The sequence below is a fragment of the Streptomyces sp. NPDC054813 genome (assembly GCF_053611365.1).
In genome coordinates this window covers 231,821-249,402 of the sequence record NZ_JBSHAF010000013.1, presented here as the reverse complement: position 1 = coordinate 249,402, position 17,582 = coordinate 231,821, and the positions used below count along the sequence as shown (strand labels likewise).

General features: G+C 70.6%; 21 protein-coding genes. All 21 read right to left on the bottom strand.

Annotated elements, in window-relative coordinates:
• Positions 1-97 precede the first annotated feature (97 nt).
• Positions 98-505, bottom strand: coding sequence for a hypothetical protein (locus ACWGJB_RS26935; protein ID WP_453382654.1), 408 nt, complete (start codon positions 503-505; stop codon positions 98-100).
• Positions 506-677: 172 nt separating this feature from the next.
• Positions 678-1,436 (bottom strand): hypothetical protein, encoded by a 759-nt coding sequence (locus ACWGJB_RS26930; RefSeq protein ID WP_453382653.1) that lies wholly within the window; start codon positions 1,434-1,436, stop codon positions 678-680.
• Positions 1,437-1,462: 26 nt separating this feature from the next.
• On the bottom strand, positions 1,463-1,816 hold the full coding sequence (locus ACWGJB_RS26925; RefSeq protein WP_453382652.1) for a hypothetical protein: 354 nt from the start codon (positions 1,814-1,816) through the stop codon (positions 1,463-1,465).
• 74 nt (positions 1,817-1,890) lie between these two features.
• Positions 1,891-2,748 carry a relaxase/mobilization nuclease gene (locus tag ACWGJB_RS26920; protein ID WP_453382651.1) on the bottom strand — a complete coding sequence of 286 codons (858 nt, stop codon included), beginning with the start codon at positions 2,746-2,748 and terminating at the stop codon, positions 1,891-1,893.
• The gene (locus ACWGJB_RS26915) at positions 2,745-3,524 is read right to left on the bottom strand and encodes a hypothetical protein (RefSeq protein ID WP_453382650.1); all 780 of its coding nucleotides are present in this window, start codon (positions 3,522-3,524) and stop codon (positions 2,745-2,747) included. The genes ACWGJB_RS26920 and ACWGJB_RS26915 overlap by 4 nt, the downstream gene beginning before the upstream one ends.
• Complete coding sequence (locus ACWGJB_RS26910) at positions 3,521-3,946, bottom strand: hypothetical protein (RefSeq protein WP_453382649.1); 426 nt, start codon at positions 3,944-3,946, stop codon at positions 3,521-3,523. Before ACWGJB_RS26910 ends, ACWGJB_RS26915 begins: the two co-directional genes overlap by 4 nt.
• A gap of 104 nt (positions 3,947-4,050) precedes the next feature.
• On the bottom strand, positions 4,051-4,548 hold the full coding sequence (locus tag ACWGJB_RS26905) for a hypothetical protein (RefSeq protein ID WP_453382648.1): 498 nt from the start codon (positions 4,546-4,548) through the stop codon (positions 4,051-4,053).
• A gap of 1,364 nt (positions 4,549-5,912) precedes the next feature.
• A complete protein-coding gene (locus ACWGJB_RS26900; RefSeq protein WP_453382647.1) occupies positions 5,913-7,010 on the bottom strand; it encodes a hypothetical protein in 1,098 nt (365 codons plus the stop codon).
• A gap of 87 nt (positions 7,011-7,097) precedes the next feature.
• Positions 7,098-7,439 carry a hypothetical protein gene (locus ACWGJB_RS26895; RefSeq protein ID WP_453382646.1) on the bottom strand — a complete coding sequence of 114 codons (342 nt, stop codon included), beginning with the start codon at positions 7,437-7,439 and terminating at the stop codon, positions 7,098-7,100.
• A 2-nt stretch (positions 7,440-7,441) separates the two neighbouring features.
• Positions 7,442-7,840, bottom strand: coding sequence for a hypothetical protein (locus ACWGJB_RS26890; protein WP_453382645.1), 399 nt, complete (start codon positions 7,838-7,840; stop codon positions 7,442-7,444).
• A gap of 417 nt (positions 7,841-8,257) precedes the next feature.
• Complete coding sequence (locus tag ACWGJB_RS26885) at positions 8,258-8,701, bottom strand: hypothetical protein (protein ID WP_453382644.1); 444 nt, start codon at positions 8,699-8,701, stop codon at positions 8,258-8,260.
• 96 nt (positions 8,702-8,797) lie between these two features.
• A complete protein-coding gene (locus tag ACWGJB_RS26880) occupies positions 8,798-9,484 on the bottom strand; it encodes a glycosyltransferase family 2 protein (protein WP_453382643.1) in 687 nt (228 codons plus the stop codon).
• 113 nt (positions 9,485-9,597) lie between these two features.
• Positions 9,598-10,113, bottom strand: a complete 516-nt coding sequence (locus ACWGJB_RS26875; protein WP_453382642.1) for a hypothetical protein — start codon at positions 10,111-10,113, stop codon at positions 9,598-9,600.
• A 614-nt stretch (positions 10,114-10,727) separates the two neighbouring features.
• Entirely contained in the window at positions 10,728-11,459 is a 732-nt protein-coding gene (locus tag ACWGJB_RS26870; RefSeq protein ID WP_453382641.1) for a hypothetical protein, read from the bottom strand.
• Positions 11,460-11,461: 2 nt separating this feature from the next.
• Entirely contained in the window at positions 11,462-12,478 is a 1,017-nt protein-coding gene (locus ACWGJB_RS26865; RefSeq protein WP_453382640.1) for a hypothetical protein, read from the bottom strand.
• 77 nt (positions 12,479-12,555) lie between these two features.
• The gene (locus ACWGJB_RS26860) at positions 12,556-13,089 is read right to left on the bottom strand and encodes a hypothetical protein (protein ID WP_453382639.1); all 534 of its coding nucleotides are present in this window, start codon (positions 13,087-13,089) and stop codon (positions 12,556-12,558) included.
• A gap of 66 nt (positions 13,090-13,155) precedes the next feature.
• Complete coding sequence (locus ACWGJB_RS26855; protein WP_453382638.1) at positions 13,156-13,926, bottom strand: hypothetical protein; 771 nt, start codon at positions 13,924-13,926, stop codon at positions 13,156-13,158.
• Complete coding sequence (locus tag ACWGJB_RS26850; RefSeq protein WP_453382637.1) at positions 13,927-14,487, bottom strand: hypothetical protein; 561 nt, start codon at positions 14,485-14,487, stop codon at positions 13,927-13,929.
• A gap of 315 nt (positions 14,488-14,802) precedes the next feature.
• Entirely contained in the window at positions 14,803-15,558 is a 756-nt protein-coding gene (locus tag ACWGJB_RS26845) for a hypothetical protein (protein WP_453382636.1), read from the bottom strand.
• A 235-nt stretch (positions 15,559-15,793) separates the two neighbouring features.
• Positions 15,794-16,720 (bottom strand): hypothetical protein, encoded by a 927-nt coding sequence (locus ACWGJB_RS26840; protein WP_453382635.1) that lies wholly within the window; start codon positions 16,718-16,720, stop codon positions 15,794-15,796.
• 278 nt (positions 16,721-16,998) lie between these two features.
• Positions 16,999-17,568 (bottom strand): hypothetical protein, encoded by a 570-nt coding sequence (locus ACWGJB_RS26835; protein ID WP_453382634.1) that lies wholly within the window; start codon positions 17,566-17,568, stop codon positions 16,999-17,001.
• Positions 17,569-17,582 lie beyond the last annotated feature (14 nt).

The following is a 17,582-nucleotide window of genomic DNA, read 5'->3' as shown; positions in this document are numbered from 1 at the left end:
TGATCGGTGGGGGTGTGCGGGGTGGTACGGGTTTCTCCGGTTGGTGTGCGGTGCGGGCGCGGGCGGCCCCAGCGGGGCGCCGGGGCCGCCGTTCGGCTTACGGGGTGCGACGGGGCGGCGCGGGGCGCTCGGGTGCAGCGGCCGGTGTCGGGTGCTGCGTGGCGTGGCGGGGCCTACCGGAGCGGATCTCGTGCACGGCCTGCTCGTAGGCGTTCCGGTCGAAGACCTCGTGCGTGCAGTTGACCTTGTATCCGGCCATGAGGAGGGTGGGGATCGCGCGGCTCGCCAGGCGCTTCTGCTCGTCGGTGTCGAGGTGCTCGGGGACCTCGTGCCAGATGTAGACGGGACCGGCGGTGCGGACCTCCTGGCGCTCCAGGCCGAGCCGGTCGAGCAGGTCGAGGAGCTTCTCGGGGGCGCAGGTGGCGGTGTCGGCGTGGATGGTGGTGGTCAGGGCCTTGCGGTAGATCTCGACGTCGGTGCCGTACTCGTCAGCACGGTTGCCCATGAACGGTTCTCCAGTTCAGCGGCGGTGGAGGCCGGGGGCGTTGAGGCAGCCGCCGGTTCGCTGGAGGATGCCGGCCGCTGGCTGGGGGCCGCCGATGGCGACGACCAGCCCGGTCGGGGGTCCTTGGTGATGGTGACGTACTCCAGAACCAGGAAGTCGGGCTCGTTCTGCTTCATCGAGCCCTGGTCGTCGAGGCCCGGGGTGCAGCCGGGGCCGGCGGAGCGGCCGGCGGTGCGGCGGTGGGCGCGATCCGGTCCGAGGGGTGCTGGAGCGCGGTGGCGATGCCCTGCGCGCCGAGCTGTCGGCCGGTTTCGCGAACGGCACGCGCCTGAGCTGCGGTGTTGTCGCCGCTCAGCCGGTAGATGCCGGTCTGCTGGTCCTGGACGAAGCCGTTGGCGGCCAGTACGGCGGTGGCCGTCTCGCCGACCGGGGCGGCGGCGAGGCTGCCGTCCGGCTGCCAGGTCAAAACGACCCGCTCCGGCTGGGACGGTTGGACGCCGGCCACGGCGTTGTGGCGGACCTGGGTGAGCGCGGTGTCGTAGCGGGCCAGCAGATCGCCGGCGACCTGTTCGGCGCCCAGGAAGGGATCATCTGTTAGGGCGATGCCGTTGGGCTCGCGCACGCCGCGGTATGCCTCGTCGGGAAGATCACGGAGGGCGACGGCGGCGATGAGGAATCCATCGCGTTCGTCGTGCCGGTCGAGAACGACGAACTGGGCGCCGTCCTGGCGGGTCAGGACGGCCGCCTGCTGGAGCAGGTGCCCGGCGAGGGACTCGGCGACGAGGTCCAGGTCCCAGATTCGGTCGGCCAGTTCGACCAGGTCGTCCTTGTGCTCGGGCGGGTGGTAGGTACTGGCCCAGGCGCCGGGCAGTTCGCTGGCGAGAACGTCGGCGTACGAGGCGAGGCGCTCGGAGTCTTCGTGGTTGTGCATGGTGTCCTTGGCGGGATGAGGAGGTGTCAGCGGCGCAGTCCGGCGGCGACGGGCGGTGGTGGGGGCGGCATGGTGCGCTGCGGTGGCGGGCAGGCGCACACGGCGGATGCCTCGTGCTCGTCCAGGGCGATTTCATGGCCGCAGGAGACGCGGTGCGGATGCGGGGCGTGACGGTCGGCGAGGGCGTTGCGGGTGTGGGCGAGGTCGGTCCGGATGACCTGCAGGCGCTCGTCGGCGAGGTAGCGCAGCCGCCCGGCGATGTGCGGGTCGGCCGCGTCGCCGAGGCCGTCGTGGAAATCAGCGGCGGCGTCCAGGACTTGCTCAATGGCGGCGAGGACGCCGTCGTGGGAGGCGGTCAGCTCGGTCAGAGCGTCGGCCACATCCTCGGTGGTGGTGGCCTCGCGGATGCGTTCGGCGAGGTGGACGACCGAGGCGCCGCAAAGAAGCGTTTCTCCTACGATGATCGGCAGGCGGAGGTCCGGGCGGCGGGCGGAGATGGGGCAGCGACGCGCGGGCGGGGCTGTGTGTTGAGATGGGCGGCCGTGGTGTCGAGGTCCTGCTGGATGCCGTGGAGACGACGGGCGATCAGCTCCAGGCGGCGCGCGGTGCCCGGGCCGGCGGCACCGGGCTGTCGGGCGATGCGGTGCGCGGTGTGCTCGACGAGGCCGCGGACGGTGGCCAGCGGGCCGGACTGCTCGTCGGCGAGCTGAGAGAGGACCGCCGCGAGCTGGGCCGATGCGGTCGGCACCGATCGAGTGGTGGCCCGATGCCCAGGTGTGACCGGTACAGGTGTGAGGCGCAGCTCCTGCTCGATGCGGCGGGCCTCGTCCGAGAGCCGCCGCAGGAGGTCGCCGGGCTGCTGCTGCCAGGTGCCGTCGAACCGGATGAGGTTGGCGATCAGGTCGAGGCGTCCGGGCTTGGCCTGGACAGCGATCCACTGGCAGCCGCTCTCGTCACCGGGGATCTCGATGCCGGCGGCGCGGGCGAGGCGGTGGGCGACCTCGGCCCACTCCGCACCGCTCAGGTCACGGTCGTCGGGATGGAGCCGGGCGTCGAGGTGGAAGATCGCATGCCGGTCCCCGCGGGGGCTGGCGGCGAACGGGTTCTCCAGAAGCGGATCTTCGAGGTGCTCGGCCCACTGGGCGGACGTCCACGTCGCCTGCTCGTCGTCCAGGGTGTACCGGTCAAGGCCAGGCCAGTAGGCGACGACGGTGTGCTCGGACAGGCCCTCCTCCGATGTCACCGAACGCCCCAGTGCTTCGCTGAGTGGGTCGTGCGGGGTGGCGGTGCGTTCGTTGACGCGTGGGATCACGTCGGTCTGCCTCCGGTGGCTCGGGTGTGCTGGTGCAGGTCCCTGGCGGCGGCGACCAGGGAGCGCTCGCGCACGAGATCGGCGTGTACCGCGACGTCACCCGGTGGCAGAAGGTCCAGGGCGCGGTCGATTGCCGCGAGCCCTTCGTCGTATCGGCCGAGCTGTCGCAGTGCGCCGGCCACGCGGAAGAGCACGATCGGGTCCTTGCCGGTGTCGAAGGGAGGCCGGGTGCTGAGGGCGAGGAGCCGTTCCGCGCCCTGGTCCAGGTCCTGGCCGAGCCACAGGCCGTGCAGCAGAACGTGCAGGGTCTTGGGGTGCTCGCCGGCCTCGTTGAGGACCTCCTCCATGAGGGCCAGGCCCTTGGGTCGGGACTGGCCCAGCAGTGCTAAGGCGTACAGGGCCCGGCTGTAGCAGTCCAGCGCCGCAAGCGCGCTCTTCGGGAGCTGTTCGACGAGCGCCTGGAGGGTGGGGCAGCGGAAGTCGTACCGCAGGGCGCTGAGGTACAGATGCCGGTAGGTGCGGGCGGTGACCGGATCGCGGTCAGTGGCGGTGATCTGATCCGAGCCCAGCAGGTTGAGGATGCTGTGCCCGGTGGCGCGAGCCGTCCAGGCGGCATCTGCGCAGACCTCGGCCGATTCCCGCCAGTCGGCGTCGAGTTCGCGCAGGTCGGTTGCCAGGCGGGCGGGCCAGGACGGGTCCGCCGGAGTAGCGGTGGCTCGGGACCGGGTCTGCAGGAGGGCGAGCGCACGGCCGGGGCGGCGGACGGGCAGGCTCACCGGCCGCCCCGCGCGTCGGCGACGTGCACGAGCTGGCCGAGGGCCGTGGTGGCGTACCAGCCGCAGTCGATCAGCTCCGCGCGGGAGGCGTACTTCGGCAGGAGGTAGTCCTCCATGGCGCGCAGGTAGATCAGGCAGTCTGGGCAGCGGCGCTGGAGGTGGACCAGGTAGCGGGGGTGAGCGGTGAGGTACGACTGCGGGCCGCCGGTCGCGTCGCGCAGCCGCCACCCGTCCTCGTCGGTCGGGGTGTGCCAGGACGGTGCGACGACGCGCATCGAGTCCCCCCACAGTTCCCCGCCTGCTACCCCCTTGAGGACGACGACATGGTTGCCGGCCTGGAAGTGCCGGTGGGTGATGTCCCGGGCAGGGGTGAGCGGGTCGGGCGTCGGCGCGAGCACCGGGGTGTTTGGGGGCGGGATCATGCGGGATGTCCTTCCACGCGGAGCGGGCGGCGGTGGGAGGATCAATAGTCCGGAGGATCGCCGGTTTGGCTAACCGGCGATCACCGGCTATGTTCCGACCGCTGTCAGCGGAACGGGTTCTCCGTCCCGCGGTCGGACTCGCTGGCAGCGTCGAGGAGTTCGAGCAGGTCAGGGCCCTCTGCGTCCCGCTGGTCGATCCACCACCCGGCACGGGTGATCGCGCGGGCCTTGTCCTCCAGCTCCGCCCAGTCCGTCTCGCCCCAGGTGCCTTCAACGACAAGGGCGGTGTGCGCGGCGGTTATCAGTTGGTGGCGGGAGCGTTCGGCCCAGTCCAGGGCTCGCTCGGGTCCTTCCAGAGGCGGCATGTCAAATCTCTCGGCCCACTCGGCGGCGGCTTGCTGCTCCTGGGCGCGCTTGGCCGCGAGCCACTGTTCCTTGGACTCGGTGTCAGCCTCGCGGGCGGCCTTCCAGCAGGCGGTGCAGTCCTTCGAGGCAAGCCAGCGGGCGAAGCCGGCCCGCTGGTCGGCGGGGCGGGGGGACAGATCGTGGACGACGTCGTGGCCGCAACTGTGCTCGACGGTCCATTTCGTACGGACAGCCATGTGGTGGGAAAACTCCTTACAGAAGGATGGGTTGGAGGGCGCTGCACGGACAGCCGTGACGGTGAACAGGGCGGGCACGCGGCTGCGCACGGTGCCGGGCATCGTGGGGTGACGGCACGCACCGGACGCATCGGCTGTGATCCACGTCACGCGAACGGATGTCTCAATGCGGCGGACTGGGCCACGTCGGTCAGACGGGTGACTCTCAAGGCTTGCCAGAACGTGGCTGTGACCTGCGAATTCGCGTCAGAGTGGGTGGTGATTACGCGCGGGGATGCGAGCGCACTTAATTACTCACCCCGGTGATGTGCGGCAAGTTATACGCGTCATTATCGAGGCGGACCCGGAGGGTGTGACCGTAATCTTCTCGGTCGGCGGGCTCAATGTCATCCCGATGATAGGTTGAACCCCGCAAGCCCTTTTCCCGGCAAAGGAAGGGGGTGGTAGACGTGATGCAGGAAGGGCAAGAACCGGCCGAAAGGCCGAAGCGATCGAGGATCTGGCGTCGCCTATGGGCGGCCTTGCAGCCACGGCTGATGACCTTGCGGCCATGGCTGAAGGGTGCGGTCCTCGTAGCTCAACTCGGGCTGATCGGTGTGCGCATCGCGCATGTGATCAGGTCGTGGCTGCTCTGACCAGTCGGTCCGCCCAGGAGTCCGCTCGCAACGGACTCCCGGGCGGCATCCACGTCTAGCACTGACGGGGCCTGTCGTTGCTTGGGCGCGGCGCAGGCCCCGTCACCTTTGTGGATGACGCTTAAGACTCTACCACCGAAATGATTTCACCGGAGAGCTGTCAATTCATTCGACTTTCATTTGCGCGCCTGGCGTTGCCGATTTGGTTTCGTTTCGAATTGGGTGCGGGGTGATTTGGTTTTGATTCGCGGCGTACGGTTCCGCAAACGGTTCGCCGACTTTTTGGTAGCTCACCCATTTGGGTGGCGGAGGGGAAAATGTCGGCTGGAGATTGCTCGTCGATTTCGACAGGGGGGCTGCCGGATGCGGTCGTCGATGGGGAGCGGGCGGATGCTCTTCTCGCAGGTTGGCGGGTTCCGTTGACGCTGGAGCGCTCGGTCGGACCGTCCGGGTCGGTCTCTTGGCACTTTCGGCACCCGTCACCCATTTGGGTGACGGGCAGTCAATTTTGTCGCCCGTTGCAGCCCTGACGAGAGTGGCTTGGGGCGCTTCCGGCTGAGAAGCCGCAGAACAGGGGCCTGATGCCCTGGGACCACGGGCGGTCTTCTGCCGCTGTACAACGTCGTGGAGTTCTAGCCGCAGAGGCTCGGAGCGCGATCTTGAGCGAGGGGCTGCGTGGTCATCGCGGTCCTTGCAGTGCTTACTGGGGTGTCAGGTCGGGGCCGCGCTCTAACGACGGAGCGCAGGCGTCGAGCCACGGGCAGGGGACACTGGAGGTGTCGCGTCCAATGCCGGACGCGGGCGGATCCGTGGCCTGGGGGTGCGGTGCGGCGGCAGGACGGCGACGATCGCGCCGAGGTCCTCGGCCGCCTCGCGCACTTCGCGGGTGAGGAAGTCGACCTGCCGGCCCAGCGCGGAGAGCCGGCCGGCGATCTGCCGCCCCTGCACGGTCTCCAGGGCGTGCGCGAACCGGCCTGTGATCTCCAGGAGTTCCTGGAGACGGGGGATCGGTCCTGCATCGTGGCCGCGCTGGGAGGCGGTGAGCAGGACCTCGGAGACGTCGCCGGCGGTCCGGGCCTCGGTGACGTCACGGATCAGTTCCTGCAGGGAAACCTCGGGCGAGGGCTCCGTGCGGTTGAACCGGGAGACGTCCGGCCGCAGCACGCCGGGCGGGACCGCAGGCGGCAGCGCCTGCCCGGCGACGTATTCGTTGGCGTAATGGCCGATCACCTCCCAGCCCGGGGCATCCGGGTCGCCGGCCAGGGCGATCACGGTCGAGGCACCGTCGTCGATCAGGTAGGCGAGCGTGATAGCCCGTCCATCGGCGGCGTACCACGACTCGATCAGATCCAGCTCGCCTCGCTGCTGCGCCGCCTGAGCCATCTCGGTCCACATCTGCTGTTCTTCGTTGGTCAGCAAGACCTCGGGCTTGCGGTGCTGGTCGGCGAGGTTGGCGGCGATGTAGCTGTGGTCCGCCCACGCGGCGAGATGCGGCCACACGGCCGCGTGCTGCTCGCGCTCGCCGGCCGATCCGGGGGCGGCGGGCCGGTCGAGGACCTCGGCGATTGCAGTGTGCGAGGTGGCGAGGCTGTCGAGCAGGGCCCGCCATCCGGCGGTGTGTCGGGCGGGCGGCAGCGCGTCGAGGGCACGGCGGGCAGCGGTGAGCAGTGCGTCGGCGTGCGGGGCGAGGTAGGTGGCGTACGCCTGGAGGGATGCCTGGTTGCGGCGGGCCCGGGCGGCTGCTGCCGCGTGGTGGTGGACGGTCCGTCCGTGGCGGTCTCGTGTGGTGTCGAGCGCGGTCTCGATCTCCCGGTCGATGACCGCCATGCGCAGGCGGAAGTCGCGTGCGTGGGTGGCAGGTTCAGTGACCGCGGGCGCGGGGGTGTCGGGGATCGGGTTCTCCTGGTGTAGAGGTCAGCGGCGTGCTTGGCGCCCTGCCGGCGGGGCCTGTGCGGTCATCGCCGGCCGCTGCTGCGGGGCGGACGGGGTGCTCTGGCCGGGAGGGGAGAGGCGGAGGTCGGGGTCGAGGTGCACTGGGTAGCGGGCGGCGGTGAGCATCTCTGCGGCCCAGCTCGCGTGCTCGTTCTCCCAATCCCGTCCCAGGTCGAACGGGAGACGGATCCAGTAGCCGCGCAGGGACGGCTCGAACAGGAAGCCCGCCCGGCGGAGCACGTCTGCGGCGAAGGCGTCGAAGGTGCCCGCGACCTCGACTTCACGACCCTGTCCGCGGGAGATGCGGATCGCCTCGTCGCTCATGCTCACCGGCCCCGCCCGTTGCCGGCCGCAGGGGTATGGCCGGCCACGGGCGTGGCGGCGGGCTGCGGCATGGGCCGGTCGGGCGTGGCCGCCACAACGGAGGGCCGTTGGGGGGAGCGGGCGGCGGCCTGCGCGATGCGGGCGCGGCGATCCATCAGCCCGTTGCGTGCCATCGGTTGCGGCGGGGGCGCGGTGAGGGCGGGGTCGAGGGCGTCATCGGCCTGCACCTCGTAGCCGTGGCGGCGCAGGTCGTGGACGGCCTGGCGAGTGCGGCGGAAACCGTTCTGTTCGGGGCGGGTGAGCCGGTACAGGCCCGGAGTAGCGGGGACAGGCTCGAACTGCTCGCGGACGAGGAACCAGTGGGCCAGGTGCGCGGGGATGTTCGCGGTGGCGGTGGCCACGAAGCCGTGTTCGGGGTGGGCGCGGAAGCGGAAGTGGTCAGACAGGTGTGAGGTCTCTCTTCTCAGGTCACCGGCGCGCGGGTGTCGCACCGGGAGGTGTGGGCAGGGGCGGCGGGAGCGCGAGGACACCGTGGTCCCTTGCAGCGAGCGGGTGGGGCGGGGCGGCAGTTCGGGCTTGGCGCAGGAACACCACGCTGTCGGCAAGCCATACCTCGATCACCGGCAGCACGCGCGCGTCGCGCTCGGCCTTCGGGCAGCGTCTTCGTCGCGGCGCTGGAATCCGACGAGCATCAGTGCGGTCTCTGCCCACCTGTACCTTTCGCCGTGGGCGACGGCGACGATGCCAGCGTTGGGACTCAGGGTGAGCATGATCTCGGCAGGGGGGATTCGAAGGCATTTGGCGTTCTTCCGGTGAGCTCAGCGCTGCGCTCGCTGCCGGGGCTGCGACCCGGCGTGCGAGGGGGCAGGCGGCTGCGTCCGTACCGTGGCTGACTGCGGCGTGGAAGGTGCAGCCGGGGCGGGCGTGGGGCGCAGGGCTGTGGCGGTTTCGCGAAGCCGGGCGCCGGCCTCGGCGTATTTCTCGGCCGTGACGATCCGCATGGCCTCGGGGTCGTTGCGCAGAGGAGAGGTGGCGAGGTCCGGGATGGCCTCTCGCTGGAAGCCGGTCGTGGCGTAGGTCAGGGCCTCGGCGAGCACGTCCAGGGCGCCCGCGATCCCGGCAGCGGCCCGTGCGAGCCGAGCCAAGGCGACGCGTTCGGGCAGGTAGACCGTCTCCGGCGCGGTGAATCGCTCCTGCGCGCGCTCGATGGCGTACTGCAGATGGTGGGCCAGTACGCCGATGTCATCCGTCAGCGTGACCACGTCGACCGCCGCGGGGCTGGTGGGGAAACGTGGCGGCCAGTTCGTCCAGACGCAGGGCCAGGTAATCCAAGGTGGCCTGGGTGATGGAGGAAGACATCAGACCGCCCAATCGCTCGTCTCCCGCGTGGAGAAGGCGGCTCGCAGGCTGCGTCCGTAGTTCCACGCGTGCTGCCGAATAGGCGACTCCAGGACGTCGTACGAGTCCTGGCGAGTCATCTGACCTGCGTGTTTGCGGTACCGATAGACCGGGACGGGCAGCAGGATCCCCGGCGCGAGGCAGGTGACGCCGACGGCGGCCATGTAGTCCTCGCCCTGGACGAGCCCGCCCATGGGGGCCGCGCGCACCAGGTTGGTGCGGGCGAGAATCGTGGTCGGCCCGATCGGGATCGTGTCCTGCGGCTGCACCCAGTAGTTCATGACGTCGCCGGCCTCGTGCCGGCCCGGCGGCGTGGGGCAGCGCCACAGGCTGGTCGAGCCGTCCGGGTGCAGGTCCTCGCTCCACCCGGCGCACCAGCTCACGCCCGCGGACTCCAGGGTGGTCAGCCGCGCCGCCATGGCGTCGTCGGTGAACTCGTCATCGTCGTCCGCCCAGTTCACGTACGGGGTGCGGACCTGGGTGAGGGCGAGATTGCGGGCGCAGGCGGAGCCGACCGGGCGGGGCAGCGTGAGGGTGCGGATACGCGGGTCATCCGCGAGCGGCGCGGGCAGGCGCTCGGGGGCGGCGCCGTCAAGCGCGATCACTGCCTCCCACGGCACGGACTGCCGGGCGAGGCTGGCGTGCATGGCGGCCAGGTAGCCGAGCCGGTCCTCGCACAGGCGGGTGGCGATGACGACCGTGATCAGGGGTGAGGCTGGCGTGGGCAGGGGAATTCCTCCGGGTGGGCTGGCAAGGAGCGTCAGCGGCGAGCGCCGGGGCGGGCCGGGGAGCCCTGCGCCGGGGGCGTCGCGGGAGTGGCCTGGGGCACTGCGGCGCGCACGGGTGTGAGGAGCGGGGCCGGCGCGATGGAGGCCCAGTGCACGGGACTGTCGCTGAAGACGGTGCGTGGATCGGTGTTCCAGTCCACGACCCGGCCGATGTCCTTGTGGAGCAGGCTGATCACTTCGATCCCCTGAGGGTGCAGAACGTATCCCCACTGCATGTCCTGCTCGTCGGCGGTCTTGTCGGTCACCGTCATCCGCACCGGAGAGGAGCCGTCCGGGCTGATCAGGTTGTCCAGGGTGCTGCTGGGCCAGTGTTCGCCGCCGGTCAGCGCGGCAGCGAGCGCGGGCGGGGCGCCGTCGAGGAGATCGGTGCCCAGCTCGTCCCAGCCGACGGCGACATCGTCCACGAGGTGACGGGACATGGCCTCCAGATCGCGGCGGAACCGGTGCTGGAACGCGGTGAGGAGCAGGGGCAGGTGGTGGCTCGGCACGCCGTCGAGATGGACGTAGATGCCGCTGTAGCCGAGACCGGTGGGGCGGGCGATGAAAGAGCGGGTCGACAGGGGGTCTCCAAGGACACGGGCGGATGCAGTGGGGAGTCCGCTGAGGCTCAGGGACGTCGGCGAGTGGGGTGCGGACTGCCGGCGTCGGGGGCCCGGCGGTGCTCGGCGACAGACGCTGGGAGCATCGCGCCGGCAAGGGATTCGGCGGGCGCGGTGACGGCTTGCAGGGCCCGGTTGAGGCTGCGCAGCGCAGCGGCGTGGCCGAGCGTCGTGTTCAGCTGGCTCCCCACTGGTTCGGCTCTGCCGGGACGGGACGTGAGCCGGTGGGCGTCGGCAAGACCGGTCACGGCCGTGCTCAGGTGCGTGGCGGCGCAGGTACTGACGACCGACGTCGGTGCCGGTGAGGGAACTCTCGGCAGACTGGCGCAGGTCGGAGACGAGACCGGAGGCCAGGTTGTGCAGGGCGACGAGCTGGTCGAGCACGGGCAGCAAGCCCGCTTGGGGAGTACCGGTCTGTGCCAGGACCAGAAAGTCGGCGGTTTCCTGGATGCGGCGCTGCCACAGGCCCAGGCGCCCGCGGACAAAATCGCCGTGAGGGATGCTCATCGGCTCGGGCCCTTCGGCAGGTTCGCCCGCGGCGCGGGTGGGCGGGAGGGGGAACCGGGCGGGACACTGGAGCGCACGGACACGTTGAAGTCGAGGTGCCGGAGGCGTTCGAGGCTCTTGATGAGCTGGCGGCTGATCTGTTCGTCGGGGAGGCTGTCCGGCAGGTGGCAGTCGCCCGTGGCAGGGTCCAGCAGGAAGCCGTCCCGCGCGAGCAGCTCGATCAGGGCGCGGACGTAGGTCGTACGGATGCGGGGACGGCGCTCGGCGTCGAAGGTGACCTGTACCTGGAGGTGGCCGACGCTGGCCGCTCGCAGTGCGGGCAGCGAGGCGAAGCGGTACTCCAGCAGCATCCGCCGGCGCACCGCGGATGCGGCCCTGACGGGGTCGGCCGGCACCGCGATGCCGCGAGGGCTGGGGAGTCCTTTCACGTGCTCCTGATGGCAGCCGGCGGGCAGCATCGGCAGCACGAGGAACTGGCCGGATCGGTGTGGCCGTGGCAGGACGTACAGCTGCAGGCCGTAGGGGGAGGTGAGCACGCACCGCTGGACGTCGGCCGCGTTGAGGGCGGCGTACGCCAGCGGACCGCTGTGCCAGATCCGGTCGTTGCTGGCCTCCTGCGCCACGAGGGTGGTGGCCGGTCCGGCCTGCCAGCGGCCGGGCAGGTGCTCGGCGAGCGCGGCGGCGAAGCCGGCCACGGGCGAGGGTGATTCGGGGCGCGAGTGGCTCATGCTCACGCTGCCGAGGAAGTGGACAGGCCCTCGGCAGCGGTGCGGCGGCAGGTGTAGCCGATCAGCTTCGACTTGCCCGGCGTGGCCGGGACGGTGGCGACGTCGGAGCAGTTGAAGGTGTAGGTGAAGTACGGGCTCGGCTTGTCCTTGAGCCAGGCGCGGTCGTCCTTCTCCGGCACGATCTGCAGCCCGGAGTGGGCAACCGCGTCGCGCTGGGTGTGCGTGTGCGCGAAGACCACGAGCGCGTCGCCGTCGGTGGTCTTGAGCGCGTAACTGTCAGGGAACTCGGTGGCAGCGGAGGTGAACTCGGTGGTGCCGCGGCTGCCGAACTTGTGGATGGTCTCGTCGTGGACCTTGATCTGCCGGGTGGACGTCTTCGTCGTGGCGTAGACCTTCTTGCCGCTCATTGTGCCGCCGGTGGCGAAGTTGTCGAGGACAGCCGTACGCAGCACGTCGACGGGCGCGGCGACGGCCTTGGTGGAGGTGGCGTCGACGGCGGTGGCGTAGCCGTCCGCGTTGAGAGCGATCTCCGGGATCTGCTTCTTGTCGTCGAGGTCGACGGCGGCGACCATCTCCCACCGCCTGGCCTTGGCCTGTTCGGCCATGATCAGGACGCGGGCGTACTTGTTGTTCTTGCCGCTGTAGGTGACGGCGGCGAACCACTTGGGCTGGCCGGCGGTGAAGCGGGGGATGTAGACGTCGGTGGCGGCGAGATAGTACGACCACGGCTTGTACTTCTCGCGGTCGGCCTTGGGCAGGCCCTCGTCCTGCTTGTAGTCCGCGACCGACATCGCATACAGCGGGCCGTCCTCGATCGTGTCGAGCAACTGGCGGTTGTTGTCGGCGTTGGCCTCGTTGTTGATCTTGGAGTAGCGGGTGATCTGGGCGAGAGCCGCCTTCTTCGTCAGCGCCGGCTCGGCGGTCGGGGTGGGGGAGACGGTGTGCGTGGCCCGGGCGGTGGCGGGGTCGTCGGCGCTGCCGGAAGAAACGCAGGCGGTCACGGTCAGGGTGACGGACACGGCGGCGGAGAGCAGCAGGGCGGTGCGGCGGGCGGAGGTGTGCAGGGGAATGAGGATGCTCCGGGGAAGGGGGCGGGTCAGCGGTTACGGGATGTGGCAGCGGAAGCTGCGGGCGGGCGCGGCGCGGCCACGGAGGGCGTCACCTGGGTGTCGGCGGCAGCGCGCAGTTGTTTCGCGGCGCGGGCGAGGTGCGTACGGGCGTCACCGATGCGGTCCACTAGCCCCTGATGTGCGGTGGTGACCGACCGGTCGCGGGCGGGACTGGGCGGCTGGTGGGTGAGGTGGGCCAGGAGGCCGAGGTGGCGGACGGCGGCGCCGAGGGCGGCGAGCGCGGCACCGACTGGCTGGGCGGCGCTCGCCAGCGCGAGGGTGGTGCGGCGGTCGGTGGCCGTGGGCTGGTGGGGGTAGCGGATGGCGGCCCGGTGGCGAAAGGCGCTCTCGCCGACCAGGTAGCCCAGCAGGCGGGCGAGTTGCCGGACTTCGTCGTCCAGGATCTCGCTCAGCCCCGGGTCGGGGTGGACTTGGTCGGTGAGCGGGAGGTGGTCGGCCACGGTGTTGAGCCGGTCGGCCACGTCGTGCAGCAGCATCCGCTGGTCAAGATCAGATACCAAGGGCAACTCCAGGCTCTGGGGCGGGCGAGGGGAGGTGTGGCTCGTGCGGGGTTGGTGCCTTCGCGGTCAGCGGCTGCGTGTCGGCGCCGTCTTCGTGGGCGGCGGTGGCGGAGGCGCGGAGGCGGCCGATGCGGCGGGACGGAGGTTCACGCCGAAGCCCTGCTCGGTCAGACGGCGTGCGACCGCCTGAATGCGCGCCATGCCCTCGTCAATGCCGTTGAAGTCGGCGGGCAGGAGGAGGGCGCCTTCGGGCGGGCGGTACTGGAAGCCGTAGCCGTACAAGAGCATGCGGACCTCGGCGGGCACGCTGTCGTACGGGGCGCCGAAGGCTCCGTCCCGGTACCAGATGAGCGTGACGGTCTGGGTGACCGCGGCGGGTTCGGCACGGCGTACGGGGTCGGGCTGGAGGCGGGCGTTGTGGCGCACCGCGGCCAGTGCGTGCTGGTAACGCGGCAGGACGCGGCGTACGACGTCGGCGGCGGCGCGCGCGGGATCGCCCGGGACAGCGATGCCGCCTGGCTCGTCCACACGGCGGAAGTGGTGGGGCTGGAAGCTGTCAGGGATGGGCGGGACGACCAGGAACTGGCCCGGGCTGCGTTGCCGGTCGAGGACGTACAGCTGCTGGCGGTCGGGTCCGTCGAGCACGGCGTGCTGGCCGAGTCTCTGGCCGACGGCCCAGCTGGGCTCACCGGTGTCCCAGACGCCGTGGTCGAGTGGGAACTCGTCGTCGGTATAGCGGTGGTAGGTGCTCGTCCAGGTACCCGGCAGCCGCTGGGCGAGGGCGCGGGCGAAGGCAGACAGATCGGTGCGCTGGGTGAGAACTGCGGGACAGCGCATTCATTCCTCGACAGGGCTGGTGGCGTGCTGCTTGGTACGCAGGCGGCGGGCGGCCTGGTGGTAGCGGGGCAGGAGCCGTCGGGTGACCGTGTGCGCGGCGCGGGCCGCCTCGGAGGGGACCGCGATCGCGTGCGGGGCGTTGTCGTCGCCGAAGTAGTCGTGGGTGATGCCGTGCAGGGATAGCGCGCCGACGAGGACCTGTTCGTGGTGCAGCGGGCGGTCGATCACGACGAGCTGGAGGCGGCTGGGGCCGGTGAGAATCGCGGCGCGGGAAACGTGGAATTGCATCCAGGCGCTGGCCAGGCATGCGTTGTCCCACAGCTCGTCGAGGAAGTCGAGCTGGCTGCCCGGCTCGTCGAAGTCGGTTACGTGGAACGTCCATTCGCCGGGCAGGCGGCGAGAAAGACCATGGGCAAGGGCTTCCAGATCGCTGCCGGAGGTGACGATCCGGGCGACCTCACGCCGTGAACGGCGGTACTCCCGTTCCTGGTTATCGCGCCATAGTTCCTCGACGCGCTTCCCCGCGGCGGGAGAGCCTGCGTCCGGGAGGATACGGGGCAAGTGGTATTCCACGCCGAACCGCGGGTGCGTCGTTGCTGGTGAGGGCGATGACACCGATCTGGTCGTGATCGCCGAGGCTAATAGAGGGCATAGGGCTTTTCTGTAGGGCCGTCAGTGTTGAACAACGCCAGCCCGTGCGGGTGGAGTTGATGGTGGACGATGAAGGTCCGGCCGGCGACCCGCCATAGTCCGCGTCCGTGGCGTGCGCACGGGCAGGGGGCGGGGGAGTGGCCGGTGTGGTCGAGCAGTCCGAGGGGCTCGGAGGCGCCGCGAGGTTCGAGGACAGTTGCTGCAGCCCGGTGCGGCGTCGACTGTTCAGCGGGTTCTGGCTCGTGGACCTCGTGGTGTCGGGAATGCGGGGGCTGCATCGCTTGTCGCCGTGGGCGGGTGTTTCTTCGATCTCATGGCAGCCTCGTGACCTGGCAGTACGCGTCGTCGGAGGTCTGCTCGCGGGGGCGGAGCCGTCGAGGTTGCGTCGAGGACGGCGAAGGGCTGTGTGCCGCCGATGAGGGAGGGGTGGCCGTCGAGTTCGGCGAGCCAGTTGAGGAGCTTGGGCAGGTTCTTGTCGGGCCCGTACGCGAGGTAGGTGCCGTCGGCGCTGTCGCAGCCGAACCACTCGGCTATCCCCAGACGTGTCCGGGAGTTGACGCGGCCCATGTGCACGCCCTTGCCGCGGGCCTTCGCCTCGCGGGCCAGCCGTTCGGCGACCGGGCCGAGTTTCCACTCGGTCGATCCGGCCAGGAACAGGACGTCGAAGCTGTCCCACGGCAGCAGCCCGGGTGCATCGCAGCCGTCCTGGGCCGCGTAGGCAGCGGGGATGCCCAGTTCGCGGATGCGGGCCAGCCACGGCAGGGACTCGGCGAGGGTGCCGGCGGCGTCGAACGGCTGGTCCGGGGCGAGCGCCCACAGGCAGCGATCCGGCCCGTACCGTTCAACGGTCCGGTACAGCCAGGCGAACCACGCTTCGGCGCCGGGCCAGTAGCGGCCCTTGCCGTCGCTGCCGAACTTGGAGTTGTCACAGGCATACAGCGCGCCCTCGGGGATCCGGCTGCCTTGCGCGGGGGTGGTCATGCAGCCGATGCGCCCGGCGCTCATCGCGGCCCGTATCTCAGGCCCCGAGGGAGTGCCGAGGTAGCGCAGCGTGCACCTCCCCGGCGGCGACGCGGACCGTCATCCGGGCCACCCCCGGCCAGGCGGGAGGCCACGAAGTCGGGCCCGCGGCTCGTGGACCTCACCATTCCGGGAAGGCGATACGTTCCAGGTCGTCGAGGCAGACGACTGCGCAGTGAGCGTCGGGCGTGCCTGGTCACCGGGTGCGACCCGGCATGGGGATCTTCGCCGTCGGCAGCCCCGGGCTTGGGCCCGAAGGGAGGGCAGTGCTGGTGGTCTGGCGCGCGGGGGCCAGGGCACGCATGCGGTCGACAGCGGTGTGCAGGTCCTCACCGAGACTGCGCACGGTGGCCGCGGCGTCCTCAAGGTCGTAGTGGAGGTCGAATCCGTCGTCCTGCTCGGCTTCCTTGGCTTTCTCCCCGGCTGCTTCGAAGAACTCGCCGAGCCGCTCCAGCAGGCCGCTGGTGGGGTCCAGGATCTGGTGAAGCAGGGCGGCGGCGTCCGCATGCGACTCGGTTGCGTTGAGCCGGTCGGTGAGAGCGAGGAGCGCGTCGCCGTAGACGTAGACGGAGGTGCGGTCCGCGTTGTCGCAGACGTCCGGGGTCTTGGGCGCGCGGAGCGTCGGCGTGGCTGCGGACACGTGCGCGCTTGCGGTGGACGAGGAGACAGCGGGCAGCAGCCCGAGCTGGGTGAGCCGCTGGTCGATCGCCTCGATCAGGTGCGTGGCGTTGCCGCCGTGGCGGGCTTCGGGCCGCTCAGGGGCGGAGGGGGCCGAGTCGTAGATCACTTCGAACAGCGCCTGGTCGTCGGGATGCTGGCGGGTCACGATCCACCCCTGCGGGTCCCCTGGCGGACGGTCGCAGGAGGGCTCCTGCGGCGGGCCGATGATCAGGTAACTGTCGTCGGGGAGTGATACGCGCACGATGTACGCGCTGAGGCCGAACTCGATGTCGCACTCCAGCCCGCGCTGCCGCAGCGGCGTGGTGATGTGCGCGTGGCGGCGCCACAGCTCCTGCCACCAGGCGGTGTCCACGTTGCGGTGGTCGGGGAGCGGCGCAAGCGCGGACGTGCGGCGGGCGTCGGTGTGGGAGGCGGGCGGGGTGTTCTTGTCCTCAGCGACCACGGCTTCTCCCGCGCGAGGGTGCGTGGCGCAGCGGAGGGGTCCGGCGAGTGGGACTGGGCTTTGGCTCCGGAAGAGGGGTGAAGTCGAATTCGTACTCGTCGTAGGCGTTGATCAAGCCGTGTTCCAACTGGGCTTCGCGCTCGGCGACCTGCGCCATGAGGTCGTCGTGCTCGGCCTGGCACTGCTGGTACTCGGCCCAGTCGGCGTCGCTGAAGTGGGCGGGGCGGTTCAGGGGACTCCTTGAGAGGGTGATGCCGGCGTGGATGCTTCGGTGCGGGCTACCGGTGGCGTGCGCTCGGCCTGGGCGTCGGGGGCGCCGGGCTCTCCCGACGGGAAAGTGTGGGGAAGAAGCGGTGGAAGTCGAGGTGGGCGTCGAGTTCCTTGACCGCGTCGCGGAGCGATTCCGACGTGCGCCGCAGATAGGCGCGCGCCGTGGCGTGGTCGATGACCATGCGGTTTTCCCGGTAGTACCGGTCGGTCGGGCTGGAGGACCGGGGCAGGGAAAGGGCCCTCTCCGCTGTCTCGGCGAAGTACGGGGCTGCGTGGCTCGACGCGGTGGCCGCCGTCGCGAGGTGGGCGAGTACGGCGCTGCCGGCGCGGTTCGTGCTGTGGGCGGTCCGGGCGAATTCGGCAGTCATGCGGACGACGTCGCGGGAGAGGGCCTGCGCGTCGGCGGCATGCTGGAGCAGATCGGCGTAGGACGGCGTGGCCGGCACATGACCGGTCTCGTCCAGCAGCTGCCACTGCTCGGCGGCGTCGAGGAGTTTGGCCTTCATGTCGTCGAGCGCGCCGATAAGGTGGAGGGTGGCGTCGCGAGGTATCAGTTCGCGCTGGGCGTCGGAATTCATGAGCCTCTTGCTTT

Excerpts from the sequence above, each read along its gene's own strand:
- ACWGJB_RS26935 (WP_453382654.1), bottom strand. The coding sequence starts at position 505 with ATGGGCAACCGTGCTGACGAGTACGGCACCGACGTCGAGATCTACCGC.
- ACWGJB_RS26930 (WP_453382653.1), bottom strand. The coding sequence starts at position 1,436 with ATGCACAACCACGAAGACTCCGAGCGCCTCGCCTCGTACGCCGACGTT.
- ACWGJB_RS26910 (WP_453382649.1), bottom strand. The coding sequence starts at position 3,946 with ATGATCCCGCCCCCAAACACCCCGGTGCTCGCGCCGACGCCCGACCCG.
- ACWGJB_RS26905 (WP_453382648.1), bottom strand. The coding sequence starts at position 4,548 with ATGGCTGTCCGTACGAAATGGACCGTCGAGCACAGTTGCGGCCACGAC.
- ACWGJB_RS26900 (WP_453382647.1), bottom strand. The coding sequence starts at position 7,010 with ATGGCGGTCATCGACCGGGAGATCGAGACCGCGCTCGACACCACACGA.
- ACWGJB_RS26895 (WP_453382646.1), bottom strand. The coding sequence starts at position 7,439 with ATGAGCGACGAGGCGATCCGCATCTCCCGCGGACAGGGTCGTGAAGTC.
- ACWGJB_RS26880 (WP_453382643.1), bottom strand. The coding sequence starts at position 9,484 with ATGCACGCCAGCCTCGCCCGGCAGTCCGTGCCGTGGGAGGCAGTGATC.
- ACWGJB_RS26870 (WP_453382641.1), bottom strand. The coding sequence starts at position 11,459 with ATGAGCCACTCGCGCCCCGAATCACCCTCGCCCGTGGCCGGCTTCGCC.
- ACWGJB_RS26855 (WP_453382638.1), bottom strand. The coding sequence starts at position 13,926 with ATGCGCTGTCCCGCAGTTCTCACCCAGCGCACCGATCTGTCTGCCTTC.
- ACWGJB_RS26845 (WP_453382636.1), bottom strand. The coding sequence starts at position 15,558 with ATGACCACCCCCGCGCAAGGCAGCCGGATCCCCGAGGGCGCGCTGTAT.
- ACWGJB_RS26835 (WP_453382634.1), bottom strand. The coding sequence starts at position 17,568 with ATGAATTCCGACGCCCAGCGCGAACTGATACCTCGCGACGCCACCCTC.